Origin of the sequence: Paenarthrobacter sp. AR 02 (genome assembly GCF_021538675.1) — a bacterium.
In the GTDB taxonomy this organism is placed as follows: domain Bacteria; phylum Actinomycetota; class Actinomycetes; order Actinomycetales; family Micrococcaceae; genus Arthrobacter.
Genome location: NZ_JAJUKH010000001.1, coordinates 1,115,261 through 1,137,551, shown reverse-complemented (window position 1 = coordinate 1,137,551; position 22,291 = coordinate 1,115,261). Strand labels below are relative to the sequence as shown.

General features: G+C 64.0%; 19 protein-coding genes. 5 read left to right on the top strand and 14 right to left on the bottom strand.

Features of this window, described 5'->3' with window-relative positions; genetic code table 11:
• Position 1 precedes the first annotated feature (1 nt).
• Positions 2-451, bottom strand: a complete 450-nt coding sequence (locus LRQ04_RS05290; RefSeq protein ID WP_235518158.1) for an Lrp/AsnC family transcriptional regulator — start codon at positions 449-451, stop codon at positions 2-4.
• A gap of 245 nt (positions 452-696) precedes the next feature.
• Between LRQ04_RS05290 and LRQ04_RS05285 the strand changes: the two genes are divergently transcribed.
• A complete protein-coding gene (locus tag LRQ04_RS05285; protein ID WP_308194878.1) occupies positions 697-1,071 on the top strand; it encodes an HAD hydrolase-like protein in 375 nt (124 codons plus the stop codon).
• On the opposite strand, the gene LRQ04_RS05280 is transcribed toward LRQ04_RS05285, so the two are convergent.
• From LRQ04_RS05280 to LRQ04_RS05260, 5 genes are all read right to left on the bottom strand, one after another.
• Complete coding sequence (locus LRQ04_RS05280) at positions 1,065-1,757, bottom strand: response regulator transcription factor (RefSeq protein WP_235518157.1); 693 nt, start codon at positions 1,755-1,757, stop codon at positions 1,065-1,067. The genes LRQ04_RS05285 and LRQ04_RS05280 overlap by 7 nt on opposite strands.
• Entirely contained in the window at positions 1,754-3,043 is a 1,290-nt protein-coding gene (locus tag LRQ04_RS05275; RefSeq protein ID WP_235518156.1) for a sensor histidine kinase, read from the bottom strand. Before LRQ04_RS05275 ends, LRQ04_RS05280 begins: the two co-directional genes overlap by 4 nt.
• 9 nt (positions 3,044-3,052) lie before the next feature.
• On the bottom strand, positions 3,053-3,904 hold the full coding sequence (locus LRQ04_RS05270; protein ID WP_235518155.1) for an ABC transporter permease: 852 nt from the start codon (positions 3,902-3,904) through the stop codon (positions 3,053-3,055).
• 2 nt (positions 3,905-3,906) lie between these two features.
• The gene (locus LRQ04_RS05265) at positions 3,907-4,851 is read right to left on the bottom strand and encodes an ABC transporter ATP-binding protein (protein ID WP_235518154.1); all 945 of its coding nucleotides are present in this window, start codon (positions 4,849-4,851) and stop codon (positions 3,907-3,909) included.
• A gap of 151 nt (positions 4,852-5,002) precedes the next feature.
• On the bottom strand, positions 5,003-6,505 hold the full coding sequence (locus tag LRQ04_RS05260) for a bifunctional phosphatase PAP2/diacylglycerol kinase family protein (RefSeq protein WP_235518151.1): 1,503 nt from the start codon (positions 6,503-6,505) through the stop codon (positions 5,003-5,005).
• Between the two features lie 60 nt (positions 6,506-6,565).
• Between LRQ04_RS05260 and LRQ04_RS05255 the strand changes: the two genes are divergently transcribed.
• Entirely contained in the window at positions 6,566-7,270 is a 705-nt protein-coding gene (locus LRQ04_RS05255) for a phosphatase PAP2 family protein (protein WP_235518149.1), read from the top strand.
• On the opposite strand, the gene LRQ04_RS05250 is transcribed toward LRQ04_RS05255, so the two are convergent.
• The 7 genes from LRQ04_RS05250 to LRQ04_RS05220 all read right to left on the bottom strand — a co-directional run bounded on the left by LRQ04_RS05250 (position 7,215) and on the right by LRQ04_RS05220 (position 19,201).
• Positions 7,215-8,402, bottom strand: a complete 1,188-nt coding sequence (locus LRQ04_RS05250; RefSeq protein ID WP_235518147.1) for an MFS transporter — start codon at positions 8,400-8,402, stop codon at positions 7,215-7,217. The genes LRQ04_RS05255 and LRQ04_RS05250 overlap by 56 nt on opposite strands.
• On the bottom strand, positions 8,399-9,166 hold the full coding sequence (locus tag LRQ04_RS05245) for a DeoR/GlpR family DNA-binding transcription regulator (protein ID WP_235518146.1): 768 nt from the start codon (positions 9,164-9,166) through the stop codon (positions 8,399-8,401). The genes LRQ04_RS05250 and LRQ04_RS05245 overlap by 4 nt, the downstream gene beginning before the upstream one ends.
• 220 nt (positions 9,167-9,386) lie before the next feature.
• Positions 9,387-11,069: an ABC-F family ATP-binding cassette domain-containing protein gene (locus LRQ04_RS05240; protein WP_211710299.1), complete on the bottom strand. Its 1,683-nt coding sequence runs from the start codon at positions 11,067-11,069 to the stop codon at positions 9,387-9,389.
• Between the two features lie 68 nt (positions 11,070-11,137).
• Complete coding sequence (locus tag LRQ04_RS05235; protein WP_374198916.1) at positions 11,138-13,120, bottom strand: penicillin-binding transpeptidase domain-containing protein; 1,983 nt, start codon at positions 13,118-13,120, stop codon at positions 11,138-11,140.
• Between the two features lie 114 nt (positions 13,121-13,234).
• The gene (locus LRQ04_RS05230; RefSeq protein ID WP_235518143.1) at positions 13,235-17,086 is read right to left on the bottom strand and encodes an NPCBM/NEW2 domain-containing protein; all 3,852 of its coding nucleotides are present in this window, start codon (positions 17,084-17,086) and stop codon (positions 13,235-13,237) included.
• A gap of 181 nt (positions 17,087-17,267) precedes the next feature.
• The gene (locus tag LRQ04_RS05225) at positions 17,268-17,924 is read right to left on the bottom strand and encodes a response regulator transcription factor (RefSeq protein ID WP_235518142.1); all 657 of its coding nucleotides are present in this window, start codon (positions 17,922-17,924) and stop codon (positions 17,268-17,270) included.
• The gene (locus LRQ04_RS05220; RefSeq protein ID WP_235518141.1) at positions 17,921-19,201 is read right to left on the bottom strand and encodes a sensor histidine kinase; all 1,281 of its coding nucleotides are present in this window, start codon (positions 19,199-19,201) and stop codon (positions 17,921-17,923) included. The genes LRQ04_RS05225 and LRQ04_RS05220 overlap by 4 nt, the downstream gene beginning before the upstream one ends.
• Before the next feature lie 193 nt (positions 19,202-19,394).
• Here LRQ04_RS05220 and LRQ04_RS05215 point away from each other — a divergent pair, with 193 nt between their 5' ends.
• On the top strand, positions 19,395-20,474 hold the full coding sequence (locus LRQ04_RS05215; protein ID WP_235518140.1) for an ABC transporter permease: 1,080 nt from the start codon (positions 19,395-19,397) through the stop codon (positions 20,472-20,474).
• 29 nt (positions 20,475-20,503) lie between these two features.
• Positions 20,504-21,202, top strand: coding sequence for an ABC transporter ATP-binding protein (locus LRQ04_RS05210; RefSeq protein WP_235518136.1), 699 nt, complete (start codon positions 20,504-20,506; stop codon positions 21,200-21,202).
• Here LRQ04_RS05210 and LRQ04_RS05205 read toward each other — a convergent pair.
• On the bottom strand, positions 21,199-21,594 hold the full coding sequence (locus tag LRQ04_RS05205; protein ID WP_235518135.1) for a helix-turn-helix domain-containing protein: 396 nt from the start codon (positions 21,592-21,594) through the stop codon (positions 21,199-21,201). The two genes, LRQ04_RS05210 and LRQ04_RS05205, sit on opposite strands and share 4 nt — an antisense overlap.
• 83 nt (positions 21,595-21,677) lie before the next feature.
• Here LRQ04_RS05205 and LRQ04_RS05200 point away from each other — a divergent pair, with 83 nt between their 5' ends.
• Entirely contained in the window at positions 21,678-22,283 is a 606-nt protein-coding gene (locus tag LRQ04_RS05200) for an NAD(P)-dependent oxidoreductase (RefSeq protein WP_235518134.1), read from the top strand.
• Positions 22,284-22,291: the final 8 nt, after the last annotated feature.

Genomic DNA, 22,291 nt, shown 5'->3' with positions numbered 1-22,291 from the left:
GTTACTGCGACACCCGCCGGATCACATTCGATAACGTCATGGCCGTGACGGTGTCCGTGACACCGGGGAGGGAAGAAATCTGTTCCCAAATTTCCTGCACCCTGCCGTGGGAGCGGGCTTCGACGCGAACCATCAAATCAAAGTCACCGCTGAGGACATCACAGAGAACGACTTCGGGGATCGCCCTGAGCTCACTCAGGACATCGGCCCCGCGCATGCGGTCCTTGCGGTAAACCATCAGGAAGGCGGACACAAGATCCTGGGTCTCGGCTCCGGCGACGATGGTATAGCCCTGGATGTAACCCTGCCGCTCCATGCGCTCGATCCGCTGACGGACAGCGTTCCTGGAAAGCAGGACCTTCCCTGCCAGCTCCGCGTGCGGTACGCGGGCGTTCCTGGTGAGTTCTGAAAGGATCCTCTGATCGATGCCGTCGAGGCCCGCTCGCTCCATGAATCCCTTCCAAGAAATAACCCGCCAGGAGCCCCGAGGCTCCTGTCTTTTGACCGAAAGGCCACGAAGAAGATGATACGTCCCGAGCACCACAAACCACTCCCGGAACGCTACTCATGCGTCTTGTTCGACATGGATGGAACACTGGTGGACTCGGCCAGGGGCGTCACGGCAAGTGCGGCGGAAGCGCTGACGTCCGTAGGAGCAACCGTCCCGGGTCCGGACCAGTTGCGCACTCACTGGGCATGCCGATGGCCGTGGCTACGTCAAAAGTGGAAGATCAAGCCATCCGGCTCACCCGGCATTTCGGTGTGGACCATTACTTTACGGATGTCTGCGGCGCCTCGGATGCCTTGGGGCGGTGTCGGAAGGACGCTGTGATCGCGGAGTCGCTGCGGAGGCTCCGCTCACGCGGCGTCGACACCTCGCGGCCCGTCATGGTGGGCGACCGCATATACGACGTCGAGGGAGCGGCCACACTCGGGATGCCAACCGTTTTTGCGCTCTGGGGCTACGGTGAGCCACACGAATCCGCGAACGCCATTGCTGCAGCTTCGTCTCCCAGCGGGCTCTTACCGTTGCTCCAAGGAACCATGCAGCATTCGACGACGGGTCAGTAGTCCGGGTTGCTCGGTACCACCAGGCCGGTTTCGTAGGCATAGACCACGACCTGGACCCGATCCCGCAGTTGCAGCTTGCTCAGGATCCGGCGGACGTGGGTTTTGACCGTGGCCTCGGAGAGGAAGAACTTATGGGCGATCTCCGCGTTGGACAGGCCCTCGGCGATGGTAGTGAGGATCTCGGTTTCGCGCGGGGTGAGCTCGTCCAGGAGCGGATCACGGTGCGGGCTGGCTGAATGGCCGGGCAGGGCTCCTCCACGGACGTACGTTTCCAGGAGTCTCTGGGTCACCCGCGGGGCCACTACGGCATCGCCGCTGGCTACGAGGCGCACAGCGTGAACCAGCTCAGCCGGGGCCACGTCTTTGAGCAGGAATGCCGATGCCCCGGCCTGCAGGCCGCTGAAGGCGTATTCGTCGAGATCGAAAGTGGTGAGGATGATGACCCGTGCATCCGACCCCGAACTGGAGATGCGACGTGTCGCCTCAATCCCGTCCATGGCGGGCATGCGGACATCCATCAGCACAACGTCGGGCTGAAGCGCCTCAACCTGCCGGACGGCCTCCAGGCCATCCGAAGCCTCGCCCACTACCGTGAAGTCGGCTTCGCCTTCCAGGATGAGCCGGAAGCCCATCCGCAGCAGCGGCTGATCGTCCACCAGCAGCACTTTGATGATGTCACCTGTCATGATTCCCCCTTGTCGCCGTTCCAGCGGAGCTCGGCGTGGACCGCCCAGCCACCCCTTTTTCCTGGACCGGCAGTAACGATTCCAGCATAGATTCCGGCGCGTTCATTCATTCCGGCGATTCCTTGCCCAGTGCCCAGGCTGCCCGCGGGTTCGCTGCCGCCGTCGCGGGTTCCGCGGCCGTCGTCGTTGACGTCGATGGTGACCAAATCGCCGTCGCGCGCCACCTGCACGTCAACCCGGCTGAGCGAGCGGCCGTATCGCAAGACGTTGGTGAGCGACTCCTGCACGATCCTGTAGACGGTGATCTGGAACGCCGGATCGGACGGCAATCCCGGACCCGTGTGCGCGTAATGCAGCGGGAGCCCGGCGGTCCGGAATCCCTCCAGGAGGTTGGCCAGGTTATGACCCGACTCCAGTGGCGCGAGGGGCGCCGGCCGTCCCGAATCGTCACGCAGTACACCCAACACGCGACGCATGTCAGCCAGGGCCGCCCGACCGGTCCGCGACAGTTCGTTCAGGACTTCGCCCGCCCGTTCCGGGTCTTTCTTGACCACTACGGCTGCGCCGTCGGACAGGCTGATCATCACCGTCAGGGAGTGGGCCACGACGTCGTGCATCTCGCGCGCTATCCGGTTTCGTTCAGTAACCTTGCCCAACTGGGTGGTCCTTGCAGCCCAAGCGGCAATCTCGCCCTCATGTTCCCTTCGTTGGCGCACTGAAATGCCGATCCCGGTAGCCAGGAGGTTGGAGAGCATGATGGTTATTGCCGTGGCAATATTGTTGATCAGGTGGAAGTTCTCGGGCACTTCCTGCAGCGTGTTCATCTGGCTCGGACTTGTCCACATGAACAGGTAGAGCAAGCTGAGCGGCAGGCTGGCAACGGCAAAAACCACCAGCGCAACCGCCCGGCGCTTGAGCGATGCCAGCGCATAAAGGGCGAACCATAGCCCCACCGAGACGTTCGAACCCCACGGGTTCACGATGGCTGCCGCAACCTCCAGGAGCGCGACGGCGGCTACCACCGGCACGGGGTAACGGCGCCTGAAGACCAAGGCCACGGCGATCATCAGCAGCAGCGCCACCACGAACCATTTGGAGTCGATGACCGAGGTGATGATGGTGGGGAGGGCAAGCAACACGTAGCAGAGCACCACCACGGCATCCATCGCCAGTGGGTGCTTGTAGAAGTACCGGCGGAGCCTGCCCCTGCGGCGCTGGGCGATTTCAGCGAAGGACGCGTCAGCCAGGGTGGCCGACGCGTCCTTCGCCTGCAGAGCTTCAGTCATGGATCGAGCCTAGACGTCCCGCTTCTTCAGCAGGATCATGGCCAGGGCCACCGGCACCACTACCCAAGCGCCCAGGACCAGTCCGGCCTGCCACGCCTCAAGCGTGTCCGGGACGTGCTCGACGGCGGTCAGCGGGCTGATGGTGTTGCCGGGAAGGTACTTGCTGGCCTCTTTGAAGAAATCGCCGGGGATCAGCTGGAAGGCGATGGGCGCCACGAAGAACAGTCCCACCAGGCTCATGATGCCGCCGGCGGAGTTCCGGACCAGGGTGCCAAGGGCCATGCCGATGGCTGCCACGGCCGCCACGTAGATGCTGTTGACCAGCAGGAGCTTGACCGATTGTGAGCTGCCGAGGTCAAGTTTGAGATCGTAGTTGTTCAGGATGGGCAGCGCCACAAGTCCGGCAACGTAGGTCGCCACTGCGGTGAGGACGAAAGCGCTCACCATCACCACAACGAGCTTTGCCAGGAACGGGGACAGCCGCCGGGGTACGGCTGCGAAGGTGGAGCGGGCCATCCCCGTGGTGAATTCGGAGCTCATGAGGAGCACGCCCAGGGAACCAAGAATCAACTGGGCAAACACGATGCCGGACGTAGGTACCGTGACAGCCAGGTCCCCACCCTGTGCGGCGATCGCTGCTGCGGCCTGGGGATCCTCCGCCGCCTGCTTGGTGATTTGGCCGGTTCCCCACGCGCCAAGGGCGGAGAAGCCCACCATCACCACTGCGGTGGAAGCCAGCAGGATCAGCGTGGACATCAAAGTGCGGAACTTGATGAATTCCGAGTTGAGGACGCGGTGGAAGGCCGGTCCCGGACCCACGGAGTTGCGGATGGACTTACGGTCCAAAGTGGTGGTGCTCATGTCTATTTCCCTCCGGCCTGAGCGGGAACCGAGGCCCCGGTGGTGATGTGCGAGTGGTATTCGACCTCGTCCTTGGTCAGTTCCATGTAAGCCTCTTCCAGGCTCGCCTGGAGCGGGGTCAGCTCATAGACCATGACCTGGTTGTCCAGGGCCGCCCGGGCGATCCCACGGGGATCCAGGCCGGAAACTTCCAGGAGCTCGCGTTCGTGGACTTCCACGGAGACTCCGGTTCCGGCGAGCAGCTGCATGAGCCGTTCCGGCTGGTCGGTGCGGACACGTGTCCGTACCTGGCCCTTGCCCGAGATGATGTCTGCGATGGGGGCGTCGGCAATGATTTTGCCGCGGCCGATGACGATCAGGTGGTCTGCCGTGAGCGCCATTTCACTCATGAGGTGGCTGGACAGGAAGACTGTGCGGCCTTCCGAGGCCAGGTACTTGACCAGATTGCGGACCCAGACCACACCTTCAGGATCGAGGCCATTCACCGGCTCATCCAGAATGATGGTCTGCGGATCGCCCAGCAGCGCGGCGGCGATCCCGAGGCGCTGACCCATTCCGAGCGAGAAGCCTTTGACCTTCTTCTTGGCAACGTCACCCAAACCGGTCATTTCGATGACTTCGCGCACCCGGCTTTTCGGAATGCTGTGCGTCGCGGCCATGGCAAGCAGGTGGTTGTAGGCGGTGCGGCTGGTGTGGACTGCCTTGGCGTCCAGGAGGGCACCGATCTCGCGCAATGGTGCCTTGTGCTGTACGAACGGCTCACCGTTCACCGTCACGGAACCCGACGTCGGAGCATCCAGTCCCATGATCATGCGCATGGTGGTGGACTTGCCGGCACCGTTCGGGCCCAGGAAGCCCGTCACACGTCCGGCCTGGACAGTGAAACTGACACCGCCGACGGCGGTCTTCTCGCCGTAGACCTTGGTCAGGCCTTTTGCTTCGATCATGGAAGCGTTCCCTCCTCGGAGCACAACACTTGCGTGCAGATGAGTTTTGAATGTACTCACCACGCTACTCACGAAGGGAGCGCAAATCGCCTGTCTCAGGGATGATTCAGGGTCCAGTCAGGGTAGTCCTCCCGGATGACTCCTGACAGCGCTACTCTGCAGGCAGCGGTGAGTACACCCGGAGTTCCCGCTGCTTGACGCTGAACGTGGCGCTGCGAACGCCCGGTTTGGGTTCGCCGTCGACCGCCAGGACCAGCGGCTGTCCAATTGCTTCCACGGTGACCTCGGTGGCTTCGGTGAGGTGGGTGACCTTTGAGGCGGAGACTGTGCCGGTCACGACCGCCCACAGCAGCCGCGCCCGGGCGAAGGGCTCGTCCGCTGTGATCATCCGCAGATCGAATACCCCGTCATCCAGAACCGGCCTGCGAAGTGGTGCATGGTCCCTGGGGTAGAACCTTCCCCGGCCCATGTAGAGAATCCAGAGTTTGTGTTTCACGCCATCCACAGTGAGGGTGGTTGGCGAGTTCACGCCGAACGTGCGCAGTGACGCCACAACACCGGCCAAGGGCTTTCCCATGGCCGGTTCGAGCCGCTCCCTGCGACGCACAAGGTTGGGATAGACGCCTACGCTGGCGGTGTTCAGCATGGCCACCTCGGAGGTCTCCGGCGTGTCGGGCAAGCCGCGCTGGACCACCACGTGCCCCAGGTCGACGGCCGCTGCCTGCCCTTTGGTCACGGCTTCAAGGGCGTCATCGATCGAGCTGGTTCCGAGGTCCCTGGCGAAGTGGTTCAGGGTTCCGCCCGGGAGTACCAGGAGTGGGAGTGAATGCTCGACGGCGACAGCGGCCGCAGTGCCCACCGTTCCGTCTCCGCCCCAGACACCCAGCGCTACGGTGCCGGGCCGGGTGGCCGCGGCTTCCATCTCGGCAGCTATGTCCTCACCTTCGGAAATTTCCTGTATATAAGCTTTGGGGAATATTTCCCTTAGGAGTTCTCCCGTTTCAGGGGTGTACGAACCGCCCATGACGTTGACCCCGATGCTGAGCCCTTCGCCGTCGCTGATTGCGGGGGCCTCAACCGGCGTGCGGTGGGGGGTCGGTTCGGCAGGCCGCGCCGGCCACCATTTGCGGGTTGCCCATGCGGCGCCTGCCCCCAAGGCGGAACCCAGCACCACATCGGAGGGCCAGTGGGCACCTGTGTGAACGCGGGAGTACGCCACCCCTGCTGCGATCGGGGCCAAGCCAAGTCCAATGGCAGGAGACACAATGCCGGCACCGACAGCGAAGGCTACCGCGGACGCAGAGTGGCCGGACGGCATCGATGAACTGGTCGGCTGCGGGTTCACAAAACGGAAGAGCGGCAGGTGCTCAGGAAGCGGGCGCCTCCGGGGGAGTAGCCGCTTGAAGATCACGTTGGTGACGCCGGAAGCAACGCCCAAGGCAAGCACGCCATGAAGGGCTGCCCTGCGTGGTTTACCGGGAAACGCGGCCATGACTCCCGCAATGCCAAACCACAGCTTGCCCTTGGTTGCCGCCGCTGAGAGCCGCCGGAAGAAGACGTCGTGATCGCCTTGGGGTTGCCGGGACACAGCCCCCACCAGGAAGCGGTCCAACAGTGCCACCTTTTTGGGGCCTTTGCCCACGAAGCCTCGCATCCCAACACACTAACGCCCGATCCACCCGAAAGGGGAACGGCGCGATGACTACCATTAGGCATGATTCGTGTCCTTCACCCAAGCGAGCGGCCGGGCTGGCAACCGGCCCTCACTGGCGCCCTTCTCTTCAGCGCCTTCACTGTCCTTGGGATTATGCTCATGGTTGGGCACGCTGAGCCCATTTTTAAACCCGTGGACGTCTGGTGGCAGGCCTTCGTCTCGACGCTTCACTCGCCGTTTTGGGACGGACTCAACGCCTTCCTCAACAGCATCGGGTATGTAGGCATGTTGGTGCTCCACGCGCTGTTGGCCGCAGCACTCCTGGTATGGCGCCGGCCGCTGACGGCCACTTTCGCCCTGACCTCAGGAGTGGCTGCGCTGGCACTCACCCAACTGGCCAAGGTCCTTGTGGGCAGGCAGCGTCCGGAGGGTGCCAAAGTCCTGACGGATACGGGTTCATATCCTTCCGGGCATGTATCGGCAACCACCGCGTTCCTGGTGGTTGTGTTGATCCTGCTCGGACGCTGGTGGGTTACCCTGCTGGCCATGGTCGGGGTGATCGCCATGATGATCAGCCGGACCTACCTCTCCGCCCACTGGCTCAGTGATGTGCTTGGTGCAGCCTGCCTGGCCTCTGGGGTAGTGCTCCTCCTCTGGTGGCGGTTCGGCCGTTCATGCATTGCGGAGAATGCAGGAGCGGACGGGAAAGCTATTTGGTCCGCAGGGGCTTTGCGACGCCAGCCAGGAGCAGGGCAAGCAGAATAGGTGCTCCGATGGCCAGGAGGGCCAGATGGATTCCCGTATGGTCGCCGAGGTAACCAAGGAGCGGTGGTCCGGCGAGGAATGCGACGTACCCGATGGTGGACACCACGGAAACACGGGCGGCGGCATGCTTGGGGTCGTCAGCTGCCGCGGACATTCCCATGGGGAAGGCCAGTGCCGCACCGACACCCCACAACGCCGCCCCGACGCCTGCGAGGAACACGTTGTCCGCGAAAACAAACAACGCCAGGCCTGCTGCGGCTGCAGCCATGCTTGCACGAAGGACAGCAACCCGGCCGAATTTGTCGATCGCTTTCCCGCCGAGGAACCGCATCAGTGTCATTGCCGCCACGAAGAGGGCGAAGAGGAGTGCTCCGGTTGATTCGGTAGCTCCCAGACCGTCCACGGTTGCCTTGGCGATCCAGTCGTTGCCGGCGCCTTCGGTCAGCGTCGCACCCAGGACCACGATTCCTATGAGCAGCGTCCTGCCATCCCGCCAAGCCGAGGGTCCCTTCTCAAGGGGAGCGCCGTCGTCGTGCGTTTCCGCGACCTCGTGCGGCAGGAAGAACTTGGGGACCGTCAGCGCGAGGGCGACGGCGATGGCCGCGATAACCAGCAGATGTTCCGGAAGCCCGACACCCAGCTTCGACAAACCTGCCCCAATCAACGCCCCCACGAACGCACCGCCGCTGAAGGCGGCATGGAACTGGGGCATGATGGTGCGCTTGAGCCTGTGCTCGACATCTGCGCCCTCGATGTTCTGGGCGACATCCCACAGGCCGATTCCAATTCCGAAGAAGAACAGCGCAATGGCGGTTGCCGGGACTGAGGCGGCCATCAGCGAGAAAGCAATGGCTGCTCCCGCGGCGCCAGCCACGATGCCGGCCACCCGGACCGTGTTCGCTGTCCCGATCCTGCCAACCACCCAGCCCGCGGAGGGCAGCGCAAGCAAAGATCCGACGGCGGTGCAGAGCAGCAAGGTGCCCATTTGACCCGATGTGAGGCTGAGGGCTTCGGTAACGGCCGGAATGCGGGCGGCCCAACTGGCAAAGACCAGGCCGTTCATGCCGAAGATCAGGAACGTCGCCACCGCGGCGGCGTTGACGCTTTTGGAGCTTTTGATGCTGGTGGTCATGCAATCACAACTTCCACGGAGAGTTTGTTGAGCCGGGCAAGATCTTCGGGGGATGGTGCAAGGTCTGTGACGATGACGTCCACGGTGTCCATGGCGGCAACCAAGGCCACGGCGCTGGCATTCCATTTGCTGCCGGCTGATGCCACGATCACACGCGCCGCCGACTCCAGGCCGGCACGCTTCACGGCCGCATCGTCAAGGTCGTGGGCCAGGAGCCCGTCCTTGAGGTTGAGGGCACACGGGGTTACGACGGCGGTGTCGAACCTCAGCGAGCGGATGTTGGCTTCCGTCATGGGTCCACGGAAGGATTGCTCACCCGGGACGAGGCTGCCGCCGGGGAGGATGAGCCCGGGTGAGCGCCCACCCTTGACGCTGGTCAGGGCATCAACGCCGTGAAGGGACATGGGCATGACAGTGAGCTCGCGCGTGCTGAGGCTGCGTGCGATCTCCGTGGCTGTCGAGCCGCTGTCCAGCCACACGTGCTCCCTGTCCTTCAGGAGTGCGTCCACTGCTGCAGCGATGCGGATTTTGGCGTCGTGGTCTTCCAGTTCGCGTTGCCCGTAACCGGGGTTGTCTCCGCGCGCCAGCAAGCTGCGGGCTCCGCCGTGGACGCGCTTTAGGACACCGTTGGCTGCGAGGATCTCCAGGTCGCGGCGGATCGTGGCGCCCGACGCCCCTGTGGCCTCCACGAGCTCATCGACTGTGGCTTCTTCGCGTGTGCGCAGCAGTTCACCGATGAGGCGGTGGCGGTCGGCAGTTCCCATTGATCAACCGTACCAAGGTGTGCGCATTTAATCACCCGGAGTGATCATTTGAACACAAGCCGTCTCTCACATCCCACCCCTTAAACCCCAACGCTCTCTCACATCCCACCCCTTAAACCCCAACGCTCTCTCACATCCCACCCGATAAAACCCGAACGCTCCTGCAGCTGCTGCAGGAGCGTTCGGGTGAAGGGGGCGGGATGTGAGAGAGCGTCCGGGGTCAGCGGGCCCGCTCTACGCGCTTCTCGTCCCACACGGGTTCCTCGGACTCGTAGACCTTGCCGTCGGAACCAAAAATGAGGAAGCGGTCGAAGGACTTGGCGAACCAGCGGTCGTGCGTCACGGCGAGGACCGTTCCCTCGAAAGCATCGATGGCCCGTTCCAAAGCTTCCCCGGAATGCAGGTCCAGGTTGTCCGTAGGCTCGTCGAGCAGCAGGAGCGTGGCACCGGAGAGCTGCAGGAGCAGGATCTGGAAACGTGCTTGCTGGCCACCGGAGAGTGACTCGTACTTCTGCTCGGACTGGCCGGCTAATCCGTAGGAGTCCAAAGCTCCGGCAGCTGCCTCACGTGGAAGTCCGCTCCGGTGCTCATCGCCGCGGTGCAGGATCTCCAGCAAGGTCCGGCCCAGGAGGTCAGGCCGGACATGTGTCTGCGCGAAGAAACCCGGGCGGATCCGGGCGCCAAGTTTCACCACGCCCTCGTGCGGGACCTCAGCGATGACGACGTCGGACACCGGCAGGTGTTCCCGCTCCGGATCCGTGCCCCCGGTGGCGAGCAGGCGGAGGAAGTGGCTCTTGCCCGAACCATTGGAGCCCAGGACACCCACACGGTCTCCGAACCAGATCTCCGTTGAGAACGGCTTCATCAGTCCGGTCAGCTCAAGCTTCTCGGCCACGACTGCGCGCTTGGCGGTACGCCCACCCTTGAGTCGCATCTTGACGTTCTGCTCAATCGGCAGGGCTTCGGGCGGCCCAGCCTCAAGGAACTTAGCCAGGCGGGTCTGCGCTGCCTGGTACCTGTTGGCCATGTCAGAGCGGAACGCAGCCTTGTTCTTGTACATATTGACGAGTTCCTTGAGCTTGATGTGCTCCTCGTCCCAACGCTTCCGCAGTTCCTCGAAACGCGCATTGCGGTCTGCCCGGGCCTCGACATAGGAGCCGAAACCTCCGCCGTGGATCCAGGCACCCGCACCGTTGATGCCCGGTTCGAGCGTGACGATGCGCCCGGCGGCGTTGTTGAGCAGCTCGCGGTCGTGGCTGATGAACAGCACGGTCTTCTTGGACTCGTTGAGCTTGCTTTCCAACCAGCGCTTGCCGGGCACGTCCAGGTAGTTGTCAGGCTCATCGAGGAGCAGCAATTCATCAGGCCCGGCAAACAGTGCTTCGAGGACAAGGCGCTTCTGCTCGCCGCCGGACAGGGTGGAAGCTCGCCGGAACTGGGCTTTGTCGAATGAAATCCCCAGGGCGGCCATGCAGACTTCGTCCCAGACGGTCTCCACGTCGTATCCGCCCGCGTCGCCCCAGTCGACGATCGCTTGGGCGTACTTCATTTGGGTGGGCTCGTCGTCGTGTTCCATCATGGCGAGCTCGGCTTCCTCCACGGCCTTGGCCGCGGCCGCGAGGCCTGCTTGTGCGGTAGAGACCAGGAGATCGCGGACAGTGGATTCATCGCGAACCTGGCCCACGAACTGGCGCATGATGCCCATGTTCCCGGACCGGCCCACGGCTCCCTCATCCGGCGTGAGATCGCCGGAGATGATCTTAAACAGCGTGGTCTTGCCCGTTCCGTTGGGTCCGATCAACGCAGTCTTGGTGCCGTCGGGCACCTTGAACGTCACCCCGTTAAGCAATTGGGTGCCGTCGGAGAGGAAGTAGTCAATGCCTGAAACGTCAATATGGGCCACGTTTCAATCCTCCCATGGCACGGTATTAACGCTCGACGGCGGCCTGCCGCCGTCGAGCGTCTGCCGTCTCAGCCTGCTGCGGTGAGGAAGGACTTCAAGAGTGGGCCGCTGGTGGTCGCACCAAGCCCACCGTCCTCGACGAACACGGCGACGGCCAGGTCTCCGTGAGTAGCCACGATCCACGCGTGCGTCTTGGGCGGATCCTCGTTGCCGAACTCCGCCGTGCCGGTCTTGGCCCCGACCGGGAGGCCGGGCACCTGTGCCAGGAAGCCGGCGTGCCCGGAGGTCACCACGGCACGCATCATGTCCGCCAACGAAGCGGCTTCTTCCTTGGTAATCGGTTTGGTGGATGCCGGAGACGCAGGGAGTGCACTGGCCGTGGTGGAATCCGGCGACGGCGATGCGCTGCCACTTTCGGTCGGGGAAGCAGTGGCACTGGGGTTCTGAGCAGCATCAGCGTTGAGGACCAGTTGGGGTGACACGGGAGCCCCGTTGGCCACGGAAGCCGCCATGACAGCGGCTGAGAGCGGCGAGAAAAGTACCTTGCCCTGGCCGATCATGGAGGCGGCGTGCTCAGTGCCTTCAGCAGCACCGGGAACCGATCCCAGAAAAGCGTCGGCGCCAAGCTTGGGGGCTTCCACGGCGACTCCGAGGGCCTGGGCAGCCGACTCGAGTTGGTCCTGGCTGACGGTATCGCGGGCATTGATGAAGGCTGTGTTGCACGAGTGCGCGAAGGCCTCCCGCAAGGCAACGGTGCCCAGCGAACCGGCCGGGTACCCTTCGGCGTTCTTGAATGTGCGCCCATCAACGGTGACCGTCGGAGTGCACTCCACCTTGGAATCGGGCGTGGCACCGTTCCGGAACATCGCCAGCGAATCTACGATCTTGAACGTTGAGCCCGGCGCGTACTGTCCCAACATGGCGGTGTTGTACCCGTTGCTGCCCGGTCCTGAGGCGGCGGCGAGAACGGCACCGGTTGAGGGTTTCAGCGCCACGATAGCCGAGGCCGGCCCCACTTTAGCCAGCGTATCCTCCGCCAATTGCTGGAGTTTCAGGTCAAGCGTGGTCTTGAGGGTGGTGCCCGGTGCGGGGAGGGACGAGAAGAAGACTTTGGTACCGGGGGTTTCACCCTGGGACTTGGCGCTGGCAATGACTTCCACGCCGTCCTTGCCGCGCAGAAGGGAGTCGTATTTCTGCTGCAGGCCACCCGTTCCCGTGGTGTCCCCGGCACGCAGCGCGCCGTTGGACTTTTCGATCTGTTCTGCGCTGGCTTGTCCAACGCTGCCCAACAGGGCACGGGCGAACGTCCTGGTGGGAGCCAGGGCCATGGAGTCCAGGATGCTCACACCACCCGGGATGGCGTTGATCTTGGCTTCGTTGATGTCGGCTGTGTAGGCGCGGAGGACGAGTCCCTCCACAAACGCCTGCGGGCCGGATGCAGCAACCTGCTTGGCGTACTCCTCGACGTCCAGCCCCAGCAGGGCCGCCATGGCCCGGGCCGAGGCGTCGGCTTGCTCTGCGGGAACCTTGGTCTTGTCGATGCCAACCCGGAACACGGGCCTGTCTTCAACGATCGGGGCGTCGCCGGCACCCAGGATCTGGCCGCGTTGGGCAGGGACTGTCTTAACGGAGAGGGTCTCGCCATCGGAGAGCTGTGGTGCCAGGAGGGCAGGGCTCCACTGAACCGCCCATTTTCCGGAGGACTTCTTCAGCGTGGCATCCGAGGTGTACTCCCACTTGGCAGAGCCGACGTTCCAGCTGTAGTTCAGGGGGAACGTGGCGGTATCGCCGTCGAGCTTCACGTCGCCGGACTGCACCGAGGGTTTGGCGCCGAGGCCTTCGAAAACAGCCTTGAGTTCATCGTTGGCCGCGGCAGCGTCCTTGCCCTCGACGGCGAGCGACCCGACGTCGAGCGCTTCCAAGGAAGACGCCAGCTGCTTTGCGGCACCTTCCGCGCCGGACCGGCCATCATCACAGGCGGCCAGCGAGCCAGCCATCACTAAACTGACGAGTCCAACGACAAAACCCTGCTTCTTTTTCAGTTTCCCCATTTGCGACATTATGCCCCGTTCCACCGACAGTTTCTTGTTGTGCCCGGTCAGCGGACAGCCGCCGCCTGCCACCCCGGGGAGAGGCGGCAAACGGCGGCCGTCAGGACATTGGCGCTACGGAGCGCAGGTGAACTTGGCGTCACCCCACACCCCGTGGGCACCGTTGATGGATCCGGAGGGATCCACCACCAACTCCACGTAGGCCGCTCCGGTGAGGTCAACCGTCACGGATTCGGGAGCGAACCCCGGCGTGTACGTGCGCGACTGGTACTTGTTCACGCCGTCGGCGTTGACCTTGAAGATAATGTTGCCGCCGAAGCCGCTCTCAAGGCCCACCTGAGAGCTGAACTTTGAACACTTTCCACCCAGGTAGTAGGTGATTTTTGACGCTGCGTGCACGCCGAGGCCCTTACTGAACACGGGCTCCTTCCCTGTGGCGGGATCCGTGTAGTTGATGGCCAACGGCTTGTCCGGGGAGGACGCCGAATCTTTGTTGGCCACGTTCTTGCCGATCACACCGTAGCCGTTCAGCGCCTGGACCCACGGGGTTTCAGAGGCATACACGGAGCCCACGGGCACAGCCGGCAGTGGCTGCGAGGTCACCTTCCAGTCGAAGAACTTTACCCGTGTATCCGTGGGCAGCGTGACGGATGCCAGCTCCTTGGTGGGGTTGAGCCGCACCGTGTTGGAGAACGCCTGGTACTTGTACTGCGTGTACTCGGGGGACGGGCCTGAGGCGTTATTGCGGCCCTGTTCCGAAACCGCCAGCACGGCTCCGTTGAGGACCGAGGGCTGCAGCCAGTTGGGGAAGAAGATGGACTGCTGCTCCGCGGAACCGTCCGCGTAGGTCAAGGTCAGCGTCGGGCTGGTTCCATTACCCACAGCGGCAGATCCGAGGACCGCAAGATGCGTGCCCTTGCCCTTGACCGAGATGGTTTGTGCGGACAACGCCACGGAGTTGGGGACATCAGGTCCCACGGCCGGCCACGTGTAATCCACCTGTGTAGGCTTCCCGGCATCGACCGTCACCGTGCTGCCTGGCCGGACACCGCCGGCCGGAACCGTGGCGGCAGCCAGCTGCTCGGCAGCGAAGGTGGCCCCGCCGCCGTCGAAGTTTCCGAGCGCCTTGCCGGCCACGGTGGTGACCGAAACGGTGTTGTAGGCCGCAGCCAGCGAACCGTAGGCGACGTAGATCTGGTTGCCGCCGGTCACCGACTGGTTGGAGCCGGAAGCAGCGTACGACGCCGACACCCGCACCGTCTGTTGGCCCGCCTTCGCGCTGGAGCCGGGTTTGATGACGAAGGTGGCAGTGGCGCTCGCTCCACCGTCCACCTTGGCTGCGGTTGCGCCGGAGGACGAAACCACGGTCCACCCCTCCGGTAGGACGGGAGTGAGGACCACGTTGGTCTTGGCCTTGGTACCGGTGTTCACGAAAGCAGCGGTGACTGTTGTTTCCTGGTCCTGGAAGACCTGTTGGCCGGTGGTCACGCGGACTTCGGCGGCGGTGTCTTCCTGGCTTTTCCCGCCCAGCGGACCTGCCTGCTGGAGCTGAACCGTGGCTGACTGGTTGGAGGCGATGGATCCCGTCTTGACCCAGACGGTGCCGTTGTTGGCCTCATCGAAGAACCACCCCGTGGTTGCAGCGGCATAGGCGGCCTGGGTTGGTTGTTGGGTGAGCTTGGTGCCGCCGATTTTCACGTCCTTGGGGGCCGCGCCGGCGTGGACTTTCAGCTCGTAGGGTCGGGCAGCGGCCTTGCCGGTGTACTCGCCCTTCCGCTCACCGATGGATACCTTGACGCTGCTGTTGCCCTTGCCGGGCGCATCCACTGCGAAGATCTGGCTGGAGGACTTTCCATCCTTGAATTCACGGGTGACCTTGTCGTCCTCATAGAGCGTGAAGGTGTCCTGGCCTTGGGCATAGACGTCCAGGGTGATCATGGAATCTTCGGGTACCAAGGAGGCGTTGCGGGCCACGATGCCTTGCGGGATCACCGCACCGGCACGAACGAATACCGGCAGTTTGTCCAGGGGTGCGTTGTAACCGTTGAGGATCTGGCCGCCCTGATAGAGCTTGCCGGTCCAATAATCCACCCACTGCTGGCCCGCGGGAAGAAATATGCCGTTTCGGACATCTGTCTGGGTGAAGACCGGTGCCACCAGAAAGTCGGAGCCGAGCATGAACTGGTTGTTGGCCTCGGCACCGTAGGACCACTGCTGGTCAGGGAACTCCAGGGCCATGGATCGCATCATCGAAACACCGCTGGTGGAAGATTCCTGGGCGAGCGTGTAGATGAAGGGCATGAGTTGCTGCCTAAGCTGCAGGTACTGGCGGTTGATGGCTGTAGCTTGGTCGCCGTAGAGCCACGGGCGCTTGTCCGTCGCGGCCCAGCCGGACATGGAGTACAGCGCCGGGGCGAAGGCCTTCCACTGGAGGTCGCGGACATACGATTCGGCCGAGCCGCCGAAGATCCCGTCAACATCGCCGGTTGTGAACGCCAAACCCGAGTTGCCCGCACCGGTGAGGGCCGAGACCTGCCAGCGAACGGCGTCGAGGTTTCCGGAGTGGTCACCGGTCCACTGCATGCCGCAACGCTGGGCGCCGGCCCACCCTTCCACCATCAGCGAGGTGCCCCGCGCGTTCGAGTACTGCTCGATGCCGCCGTGTGCGGCCTCGCAACCGGTGAGTGCCTGCCGGTAGCCCTGCCCAACCCAGGCAACGTCGAGCTTGCGGAGCCGGACTCCGGCCTCGCCTACTTCGTATGCCTGGTTGGTCAGGGAGCGCTGGGTCCACAGGCCAACTTTGAGGTCGGTTTCTTTCTCGATGTTGCTCACGGTTTCCGGGAGTTGCTGGTATTCGCAGCCGTAACCGTCGTTGACCAGCATCCAGCCGGCCGGCATGTCGTTTTCAACGAACTTCCGTGCGGTTTTGATGGCGTCCGGCGTGCGCTGCTTCGCGCCGTCGGGGTCGCCATAGCCGGAGGAGGAATAGCCCGGGTTGGAACGGTTGTAGCAGTCCGCGTCGCCGTATTCCAGGGCGTAGACCGGGGGCATGATCGGCTTTCCGGTCAGCGTGGTGTACGCCCCAAGGGACTGTTTGTAGTCGCCCACGAAGTAGTAGGCGTCGAACCGCTTTTCCTCATGCGTGGTGGTGGGCTGGTCCTTGAAGTCGTAGGAGCCGCGGGCGAACGTGTCGCGGAGGACTCCGTAGCCCCTGGATGACATGTAGTACGGCACGGCGTTGGGGTAGCCGTCGTCGTCCCAGTCGAAGTTCTTGGCGATGTTGATCAGCGCGCCGGTGTGCACGGAGCGCCCGTTTTGCATGCCGCCGCCGATGAACTGCTCGCCGTCCTGATGGGCAAGGTGCTGCGTGGCCGAGTTGGAGCCGAACGTAATGGGTGCCGACTCCTCCAGCACCAGTGATCCGTCGGCCCGGGTCACGCGGAGTTGGGTAGTGGTCTTGTTGATCGCGACGCTGATCTTGTCCGTTTTCAGCGTAAGCCAGTCGCCGTCGACGATGGTGGGTGTGGTGCCGGGAAATTTGTCTTTGCCCACCACGATGTTGGCGGTCCTGGCCGGGTCGCCTTGGTCGGTGTTGGCGGGATCCGTGAAGGTGCCGCTTGGATCGGCTTCGAGGCGGAAGGTGCCGCCATCCAGGAACGTAACCCGGGCTGCGCCTTTAGCGGTGGAAAGGCCGACGACGTTGCCGGACTGGGTGTATCCGGTCACCGCGCCGAGGGGTACTCCCGCGGCGTCGACAGGTACCTCGGGGGTGACGGCTTTGACGGGGGCCGGGTCGCCGGGCGCGGAATTCGCGGCCGATGCCGCCGATGCGAAGGTCAGTGCGGGGATGGTCCCTGCGAGGAGGAGCGAGGCTAGGCCGATGGATGCGGCCTTCCTGGCTATCTTTGTGGCTCGTCCGGGGCTGTGGGGAGCAGCGCCGGACAGGCCCAAGGAGGGTGCGGACATGGGGGCCAACTTTCGACGAGTGACTTTTTGTGATCTAACTCATAGCGAAACGTGCACTAATCGTCACTGCTGGCAGGCCAAAGGTCAACCGTTTAACCAAAATTAACAAGCAAAGTGAGCCTCACCCGTCCGCCCAAAAAGGGTCCAGCGCGACGTTTGCTGTGGGCCTGATCCGCGAGGTTCAGCGGCCTCGAATGATTCGTCGCTGGGTCGCCGCAGCAATCGCCGCCGTCCGGTTGTCGACCCCCAACTTCGAGTAAATGTGCACCAGATGCGTCTTTACCGTGGCCTCCGAAATGAAGAGCTGCTTGGCCATGGCGCGGTTGCTCATGCCAGTAGCCAGCAACTCCAGCAGCTCCACCTCCCTGGCGCTCAACGCGGGCGACGGGTTTCGGATCCGTCCCATAAGCCGCGCCGCAACCTCCGGTGCCAGCGCGGTCTGCCCTGCAGCCGCGGAAAGGACAGCTTGCCGGATTTGCTCGGGCGGGGCGTCTTTCAGCATGTAACCGCTGGCACCGGCTTCAACGGCAGCGAGGATATCGGCGTCGGTGTCGTAGGTGGTGAGGATCAGAACCGGGGGCGGGGGGCTCCCGGCCTCGCCCGCCTTGATCTTTCCCGTAGCCGTCACCCCATCCATGCCGGCCCCCATCTGCAGGTCCATGAGGACCAGGTCCACCGGCTCGCCGAGCGTGTGCAGCCTGCGCAGCTCGGCCAACGCGGCATCACCATCCGCCGCCTCGGCCACCACTGTGACACCCGGGAAGTCCGCCAACATGGCGCGCAGGCCTGCCCTGACCACCGGGTGGTCATCCACCAACAGAATGCGGATATCGCTCATGCCTCATCTTCTCCCACGGGCAAGGGCACCCGGATGGCAACCACCGTTCCCTCGCCCGGAGCCGACTCGATCTCCAGGCTGCCATCCAGCGCGGCCAGCCGTTCGCGCAAACTCAGCAGCCCGACGCCGGTGCCGTCACCGCGCACGGTGGCCACCGCCGTCGACGGCTCAAAACCAATACCGTCGTCGAAAACGTCCAACGTCACCTCGGACCCGAGGAAGGACAGGGTCACGACGGCGGCCCGCGCCTTTGCGTGTGCCCACACGTTCGCGAGGGAGGCCTGGGCGGCCCGGAGCAGGGTGGTCTGGTAGGTATTGGGCAGCTCAACGGGGGAACCCACCAACTCGAAACGGCAGCGCAGCGCGGTTCCACGGGCGGCGGCTTCAGTCTCGGTTTTCTCACAGAGGCGGCGCAACGTATCCACCAGGCCGGCTTGTTCCAGGTCAGGGGAACGGAGGCCACGAACAAAGCTACGGGCTTCGGCCAGGTTCGCCGAAGCTGTTTCCTGGACGATCCGCAGTCGCTCCCTTGCAGCCCCTGTATCCCCGTCATCCAGGGCTTTCTCGGCTGACCGCCCCATCAGGACGATGCTGGAGAAGCCCTGTGCCAGGGTGTCGTGGATTTCCCGGGCGAGCCGTTCGCGCTCGGCCGTGATCCCGGCGTCGTGCTGTGTTTTGGCCAGTTCAGCCCGCGTCCGACGCAGGTCCTCGGCCACCACCCGCTGGTTTTCGGCCTCAAGGAACAAGGCCTGGTAGGCCAGCCCGGTGACCACGGCGAAACCGGCCCCAAACACCGGGCCCAGGACCATCGCGAGCTGCAGGCCGCCGTCGGACGTGCCGCGGCTATGGAACCACAGCGCACCGATCAGCAGGACCGTGCTCAACGCAATCAAAGGCAACGCCAGGCGCCGGGGAAGCAGGTGAAGCTGCAGGAAGAAGAGGGGGAAGGCCACCCAGGCGAAATCGCCGCTGACCAGAAGGAGCAGCAGCCACAGGAACATCACTGCACCCAGCCACCACGCTGCGTAGCGCGTGGGGTTGAAACGGGAAGGGTCGCTTGCGTGCCGTTTTTCCAGGATGGTTCCCGCCAGGTACACCATCGCCAGGAGGGCAGACAGGCCCAAACCGGCAGCCAACGCCGTGGATGACGGTGATCCGGAAGTGCCGACTCCGGTCAGCAGGCGAATGACGGCGACCAGCAGCAGCACGGCGAAACCGACGTGCAAACTCACGCGCAGGACGCGGAGGATCGTGACGGCTCCGGTGGGGGATTGCATGCTTTCCAGCGTATCTCCGGCCCTGCCGCATTCCGCCGTATTCCGCGCCGCACAGCCGGAATCAACCATTTGGATGACTGGCCGCTCAACCCCACGGAGTCCGCCAATCCATCCACCTCCCGATGTCCGGGAGGGCCTTCGCCGGAAGAGTTGGTAGTGCCGGGAACAAGCCCGCACCTACCGAAGGAATCCGATGTTTCTCGCCATCCGCGACATCCGCTTCGCCAAGGGCCGTTTTGCGCTCATGGGCAGTGTCGTCGCCTTGATCACCTTGCTGCTCGTGATGTTGTCCGGGCTGACAGCCGGACTGGGAAACCAGTCGACGTCGGCCATTGCCGCATTGCCGGCGCAGCAGGTCGTCTTTGGGGCTCCCGCGGGAAGTGACGCCAAAGCGTCCTACACCGAGTCTGAGGTTTCCTCGGCCCAGCTCCAGACGTGGCGCGAGCAGCCGGGGGTCAGTTCTGCGCAGGCAGTGGGAATCAGCCAGTCGCGTTTCCAGTCACTGGGTGCTGGTGGCACTCCGAGTGGTACAGCGAACGTCGCCGTCTTTGGCGGATCCGTCGCTCCCCAAGCCGTGGAGGACGGGGCGGTGGTTGTCGGCGAAACCTTGGCGAAGGACCTGTCCCTGACCCCCGGTAGCCGGGTGAGCGTAGGCGGCACCGACCTCACTGTCTCGTCCGTTGTGGGGGACCAGTGGTACTCCCACACGGGCGTCGTTTGGACCACCCTGGACACCTGGCGGTCCATCGCCCACGCGGCCCCCGGCACGGCCACCGTCCTCGCCGTACAGTACGACGCCGGAACCTCCTTGGACGTCGACGCCGCCAACGCATCGGCTGGCACAGTCAGCACGGATCCCGTGGGTTCGTTCCAGGCCTTGGCCTCGTACAAGAGCGAAAACGGCTCCCTCATGCTCATGCAGGCGTTCCTCTACGGCATCTCCGCATTGGTGATCGTCGCATTCCTGACCGTGTGGACGGTACAGCGGACGCGCGATATCGCGGTACTCAAAGCACTTGGTGCTTCCTCCGGTTACGTCCTGCGCGATGCCCTCGCCCAAGCGGCCTTGGTGCTGGTGTCCGGAGCCGCGGTGGGCGGTTTGCTGGGCCTTGCCGGGGGAGCCTTCGCAGCCCAGGCTGCACCCTTCTTGATCACTCCCCTGACCACGCTGCTCCCAGTGGCTGGAATTGTCCTGCTCGGGCTCGCCGGTGCGGTGCTTGCCGTCCGCAAAGTCACCACAGTGGGCCCCTTGCTGGCCCTCGGCGGCAACTGATTCCGTACATTCTTCGAAAGGCATACACCGTGACTACTGCACTCAACCTCGTCAACGTCTCGCTCGAATATCCCGATGGTGGCTCCACCCTGAAGGCCCTGGACTCCGTGAACCTCGCGGTCAGCAGAGGGGAATTCCTCTCCCTGGTAGGCCCGTCAGGCTCAGGGAAGTCGTCACTGCTCGCCGTGGCGGCCACCCTCATCCGGCCAACATCCGGCGTAGTGGTCATCAACGGGCAGGATGTCGCCGCACTTCCGGAAGCCGAACGAACTGCGCTGCGCCGGGACAGCGTGGGCATCATCTTCCAGCAACCCAACCTGCTGCCGGCGTTGACCGCCGTCGAGCAGTTGGTGATTCGTGAGCACCTGCGTGGCAACCCGCTGAAGGAAGCCCGCCGGAAAGCCGTCGAGCTGCTGGACGTAGTTGGTTTGTCCGGTGCCGAACACAAGCGGCCGCACCAGCTCTCCGGCGGCCAGCGCCAGCGGGTGAACATAGCGAGGGCATTGATGGGCAGCCCTTCGGTGCTGCTGGTGGACGAGCCCACAGCGGCGCTTGACCACGAACGCAGCGAATCCGTGGTCCGGCTGCTCCGTCGGGTGACGGACGAGTTCAACACGGCCACCGTCATGGTCACGCACGATACCGAGTTCCTGCCCCTGACGGATGCCGTCGCGACCATGCGGGACGGGCGAATCAGCCGCGCCCTCATCCCGTCGCCGCAACCCTAGGTAGCTGAGAGTATCGCGGAGTCCTGCGCGTCGTCGTAGGCTTCGCGGGCTTCCAGAATGGTGGGCACGTGGCTTTCGGCCCATTCACGGAGCAGGGACAGCGGCTGCAACAGGGATTCGCCCATCGCCGTCAGTTCATAGTCCACGCGTGGGGGGACCTGGGCATGGACAGTCCGCGTGATCAGGCCGTCACGCTCCAGCGCCCTCAGCGTCTGGGTCAGGACTTTGGGCGTCACGACGTTGACCATCTTCCGCAACTCGGAGAACCGCACCGGACCGGCGCCCAACACCTGGATGACCAGCGAGGCCCATTTGTCGCCGATTCGTTGGAAGATCACGCGGGAGGGACAGTTGGGGTCCAGAATGTTCGCGGGGAGGCTGTTGGTTTCCATCAGGTAACTAGGTTCCTTTGAAGCTATCAGTATCCAATGGATACCTTTGTCGTATTGCAAGGATAGCAACCCTAAGGAGAGCAATGAAAATCGCAGTCTACGGCGCAACAGGCATGGTCGGCAGCCAGATCGTCAACGAATCCATCACCCGCGGCCACCAGGTCACGGCCATCTCCCGCAAGGGCGCTGAAGTTCCCGGCGCAGCCTCTCAGGCTGCGGACCAGGCTGACGCGCAGACCTTTGCGTCCGTTGCCAAGGACCACGACGTCGTTGTGCTGGCTACGGGCCCCAGCCGCACCGGCGGCGACCACTCCGAGTGGCTCGAAGCCATGTCTACCGCTTACAGCAACGCAGAAGGAACCCGGCTGATGATTGTCGGCGGCGCCGGGACACTGGAAATCGACGGTGTCCGCCTGCTCGACTCCCCGGACTTCCCTGAGGCCTACAAGGCCGAGGCCACCACCGCCGCCAAGGCCCTGGAAGCCGTCAAGCAGGCCCCCGAGTCCCTCGACTGGACCGTCCTGGCCCCCGCGCCGGTTATCCAGCCCGGTGAGCGCACTGGCGAGTACTCCGTGGCAAAGGACTCACCGGCGGGCAACACCATCTCCACGCAGGACTACGCCGTAGCCATGCTGGACGAGATCGAAAGCCCGGCCCACCGCCGCGCACGCTTTACCGCCGCCAACTAGGACGGCGG

Bases quoted from the DNA above. Each gene is read 5' to 3' on its own strand.
- LRQ04_RS05290 (WP_235518158.1), bottom strand. From the start codon at position 451: ATGGAGCGAGCGGGCCTCGACGGCATCGATCAGAGGATCCTTTCAGAA.
- LRQ04_RS05285 (WP_308194878.1), top strand. From the start codon at position 697: ATGCCGATGGCCGTGGCTACGTCAAAAGTGGAAGATCAAGCCATCCGG.
- LRQ04_RS05280 (WP_235518157.1), bottom strand. From the start codon at position 1,757: ATGACAGGTGACATCATCAAAGTGCTGCTGGTGGACGATCAGCCGCTG.
- LRQ04_RS05275 (WP_235518156.1), bottom strand. From the start codon at position 3,043: ATGACTGAAGCTCTGCAGGCGAAGGACGCGTCGGCCACCCTGGCTGAC.
- LRQ04_RS05270 (WP_235518155.1), bottom strand. From the start codon at position 3,904: ATGAGCACCACCACTTTGGACCGTAAGTCCATCCGCAACTCCGTGGGT.
- LRQ04_RS05265 (WP_235518154.1), bottom strand. From the start codon at position 4,851: ATGATCGAAGCAAAAGGCCTGACCAAGGTCTACGGCGAGAAGACCGCC.
- LRQ04_RS05260 (WP_235518151.1), bottom strand. From the start codon at position 6,505: ATGCGAGGCTTCGTGGGCAAAGGCCCCAAAAAGGTGGCACTGTTGGAC.
- LRQ04_RS05255 (WP_235518149.1), top strand. From the start codon at position 6,566: ATGATTCGTGTCCTTCACCCAAGCGAGCGGCCGGGCTGGCAACCGGCC.
- LRQ04_RS05250 (WP_235518147.1), bottom strand. From the start codon at position 8,402: ATGACCACCAGCATCAAAAGCTCCAAAAGCGTCAACGCCGCCGCGGTG.
- LRQ04_RS05245 (WP_235518146.1), bottom strand. From the start codon at position 9,166: ATGGGAACTGCCGACCGCCACCGCCTCATCGGTGAACTGCTGCGCACA.
- LRQ04_RS05235 (WP_374198916.1), bottom strand. From the start codon at position 13,120: ATGGGGAAACTGAAAAAGAAGCAGGGTTTTGTCGTTGGACTCGTCAGT.
- LRQ04_RS05230 (WP_235518143.1), bottom strand. From the start codon at position 17,086: ATGTCCGCACCCTCCTTGGGCCTGTCCGGCGCTGCTCCCCACAGCCCC.
- LRQ04_RS05225 (WP_235518142.1), bottom strand. From the start codon at position 17,924: ATGAGCGATATCCGCATTCTGTTGGTGGATGACCACCCGGTGGTCAGG.
- LRQ04_RS05220 (WP_235518141.1), bottom strand. From the start codon at position 19,201: ATGCAATCCCCCACCGGAGCCGTCACGATCCTCCGCGTCCTGCGCGTG.
- LRQ04_RS05215 (WP_235518140.1), top strand. From the start codon at position 19,395: ATGTTTCTCGCCATCCGCGACATCCGCTTCGCCAAGGGCCGTTTTGCG.
- LRQ04_RS05205 (WP_235518135.1), bottom strand. From the start codon at position 21,594: ATGGAAACCAACAGCCTCCCCGCGAACATTCTGGACCCCAACTGTCCC.
- LRQ04_RS05200 (WP_235518134.1), top strand. From the start codon at position 21,678: ATGAAAATCGCAGTCTACGGCGCAACAGGCATGGTCGGCAGCCAGATC.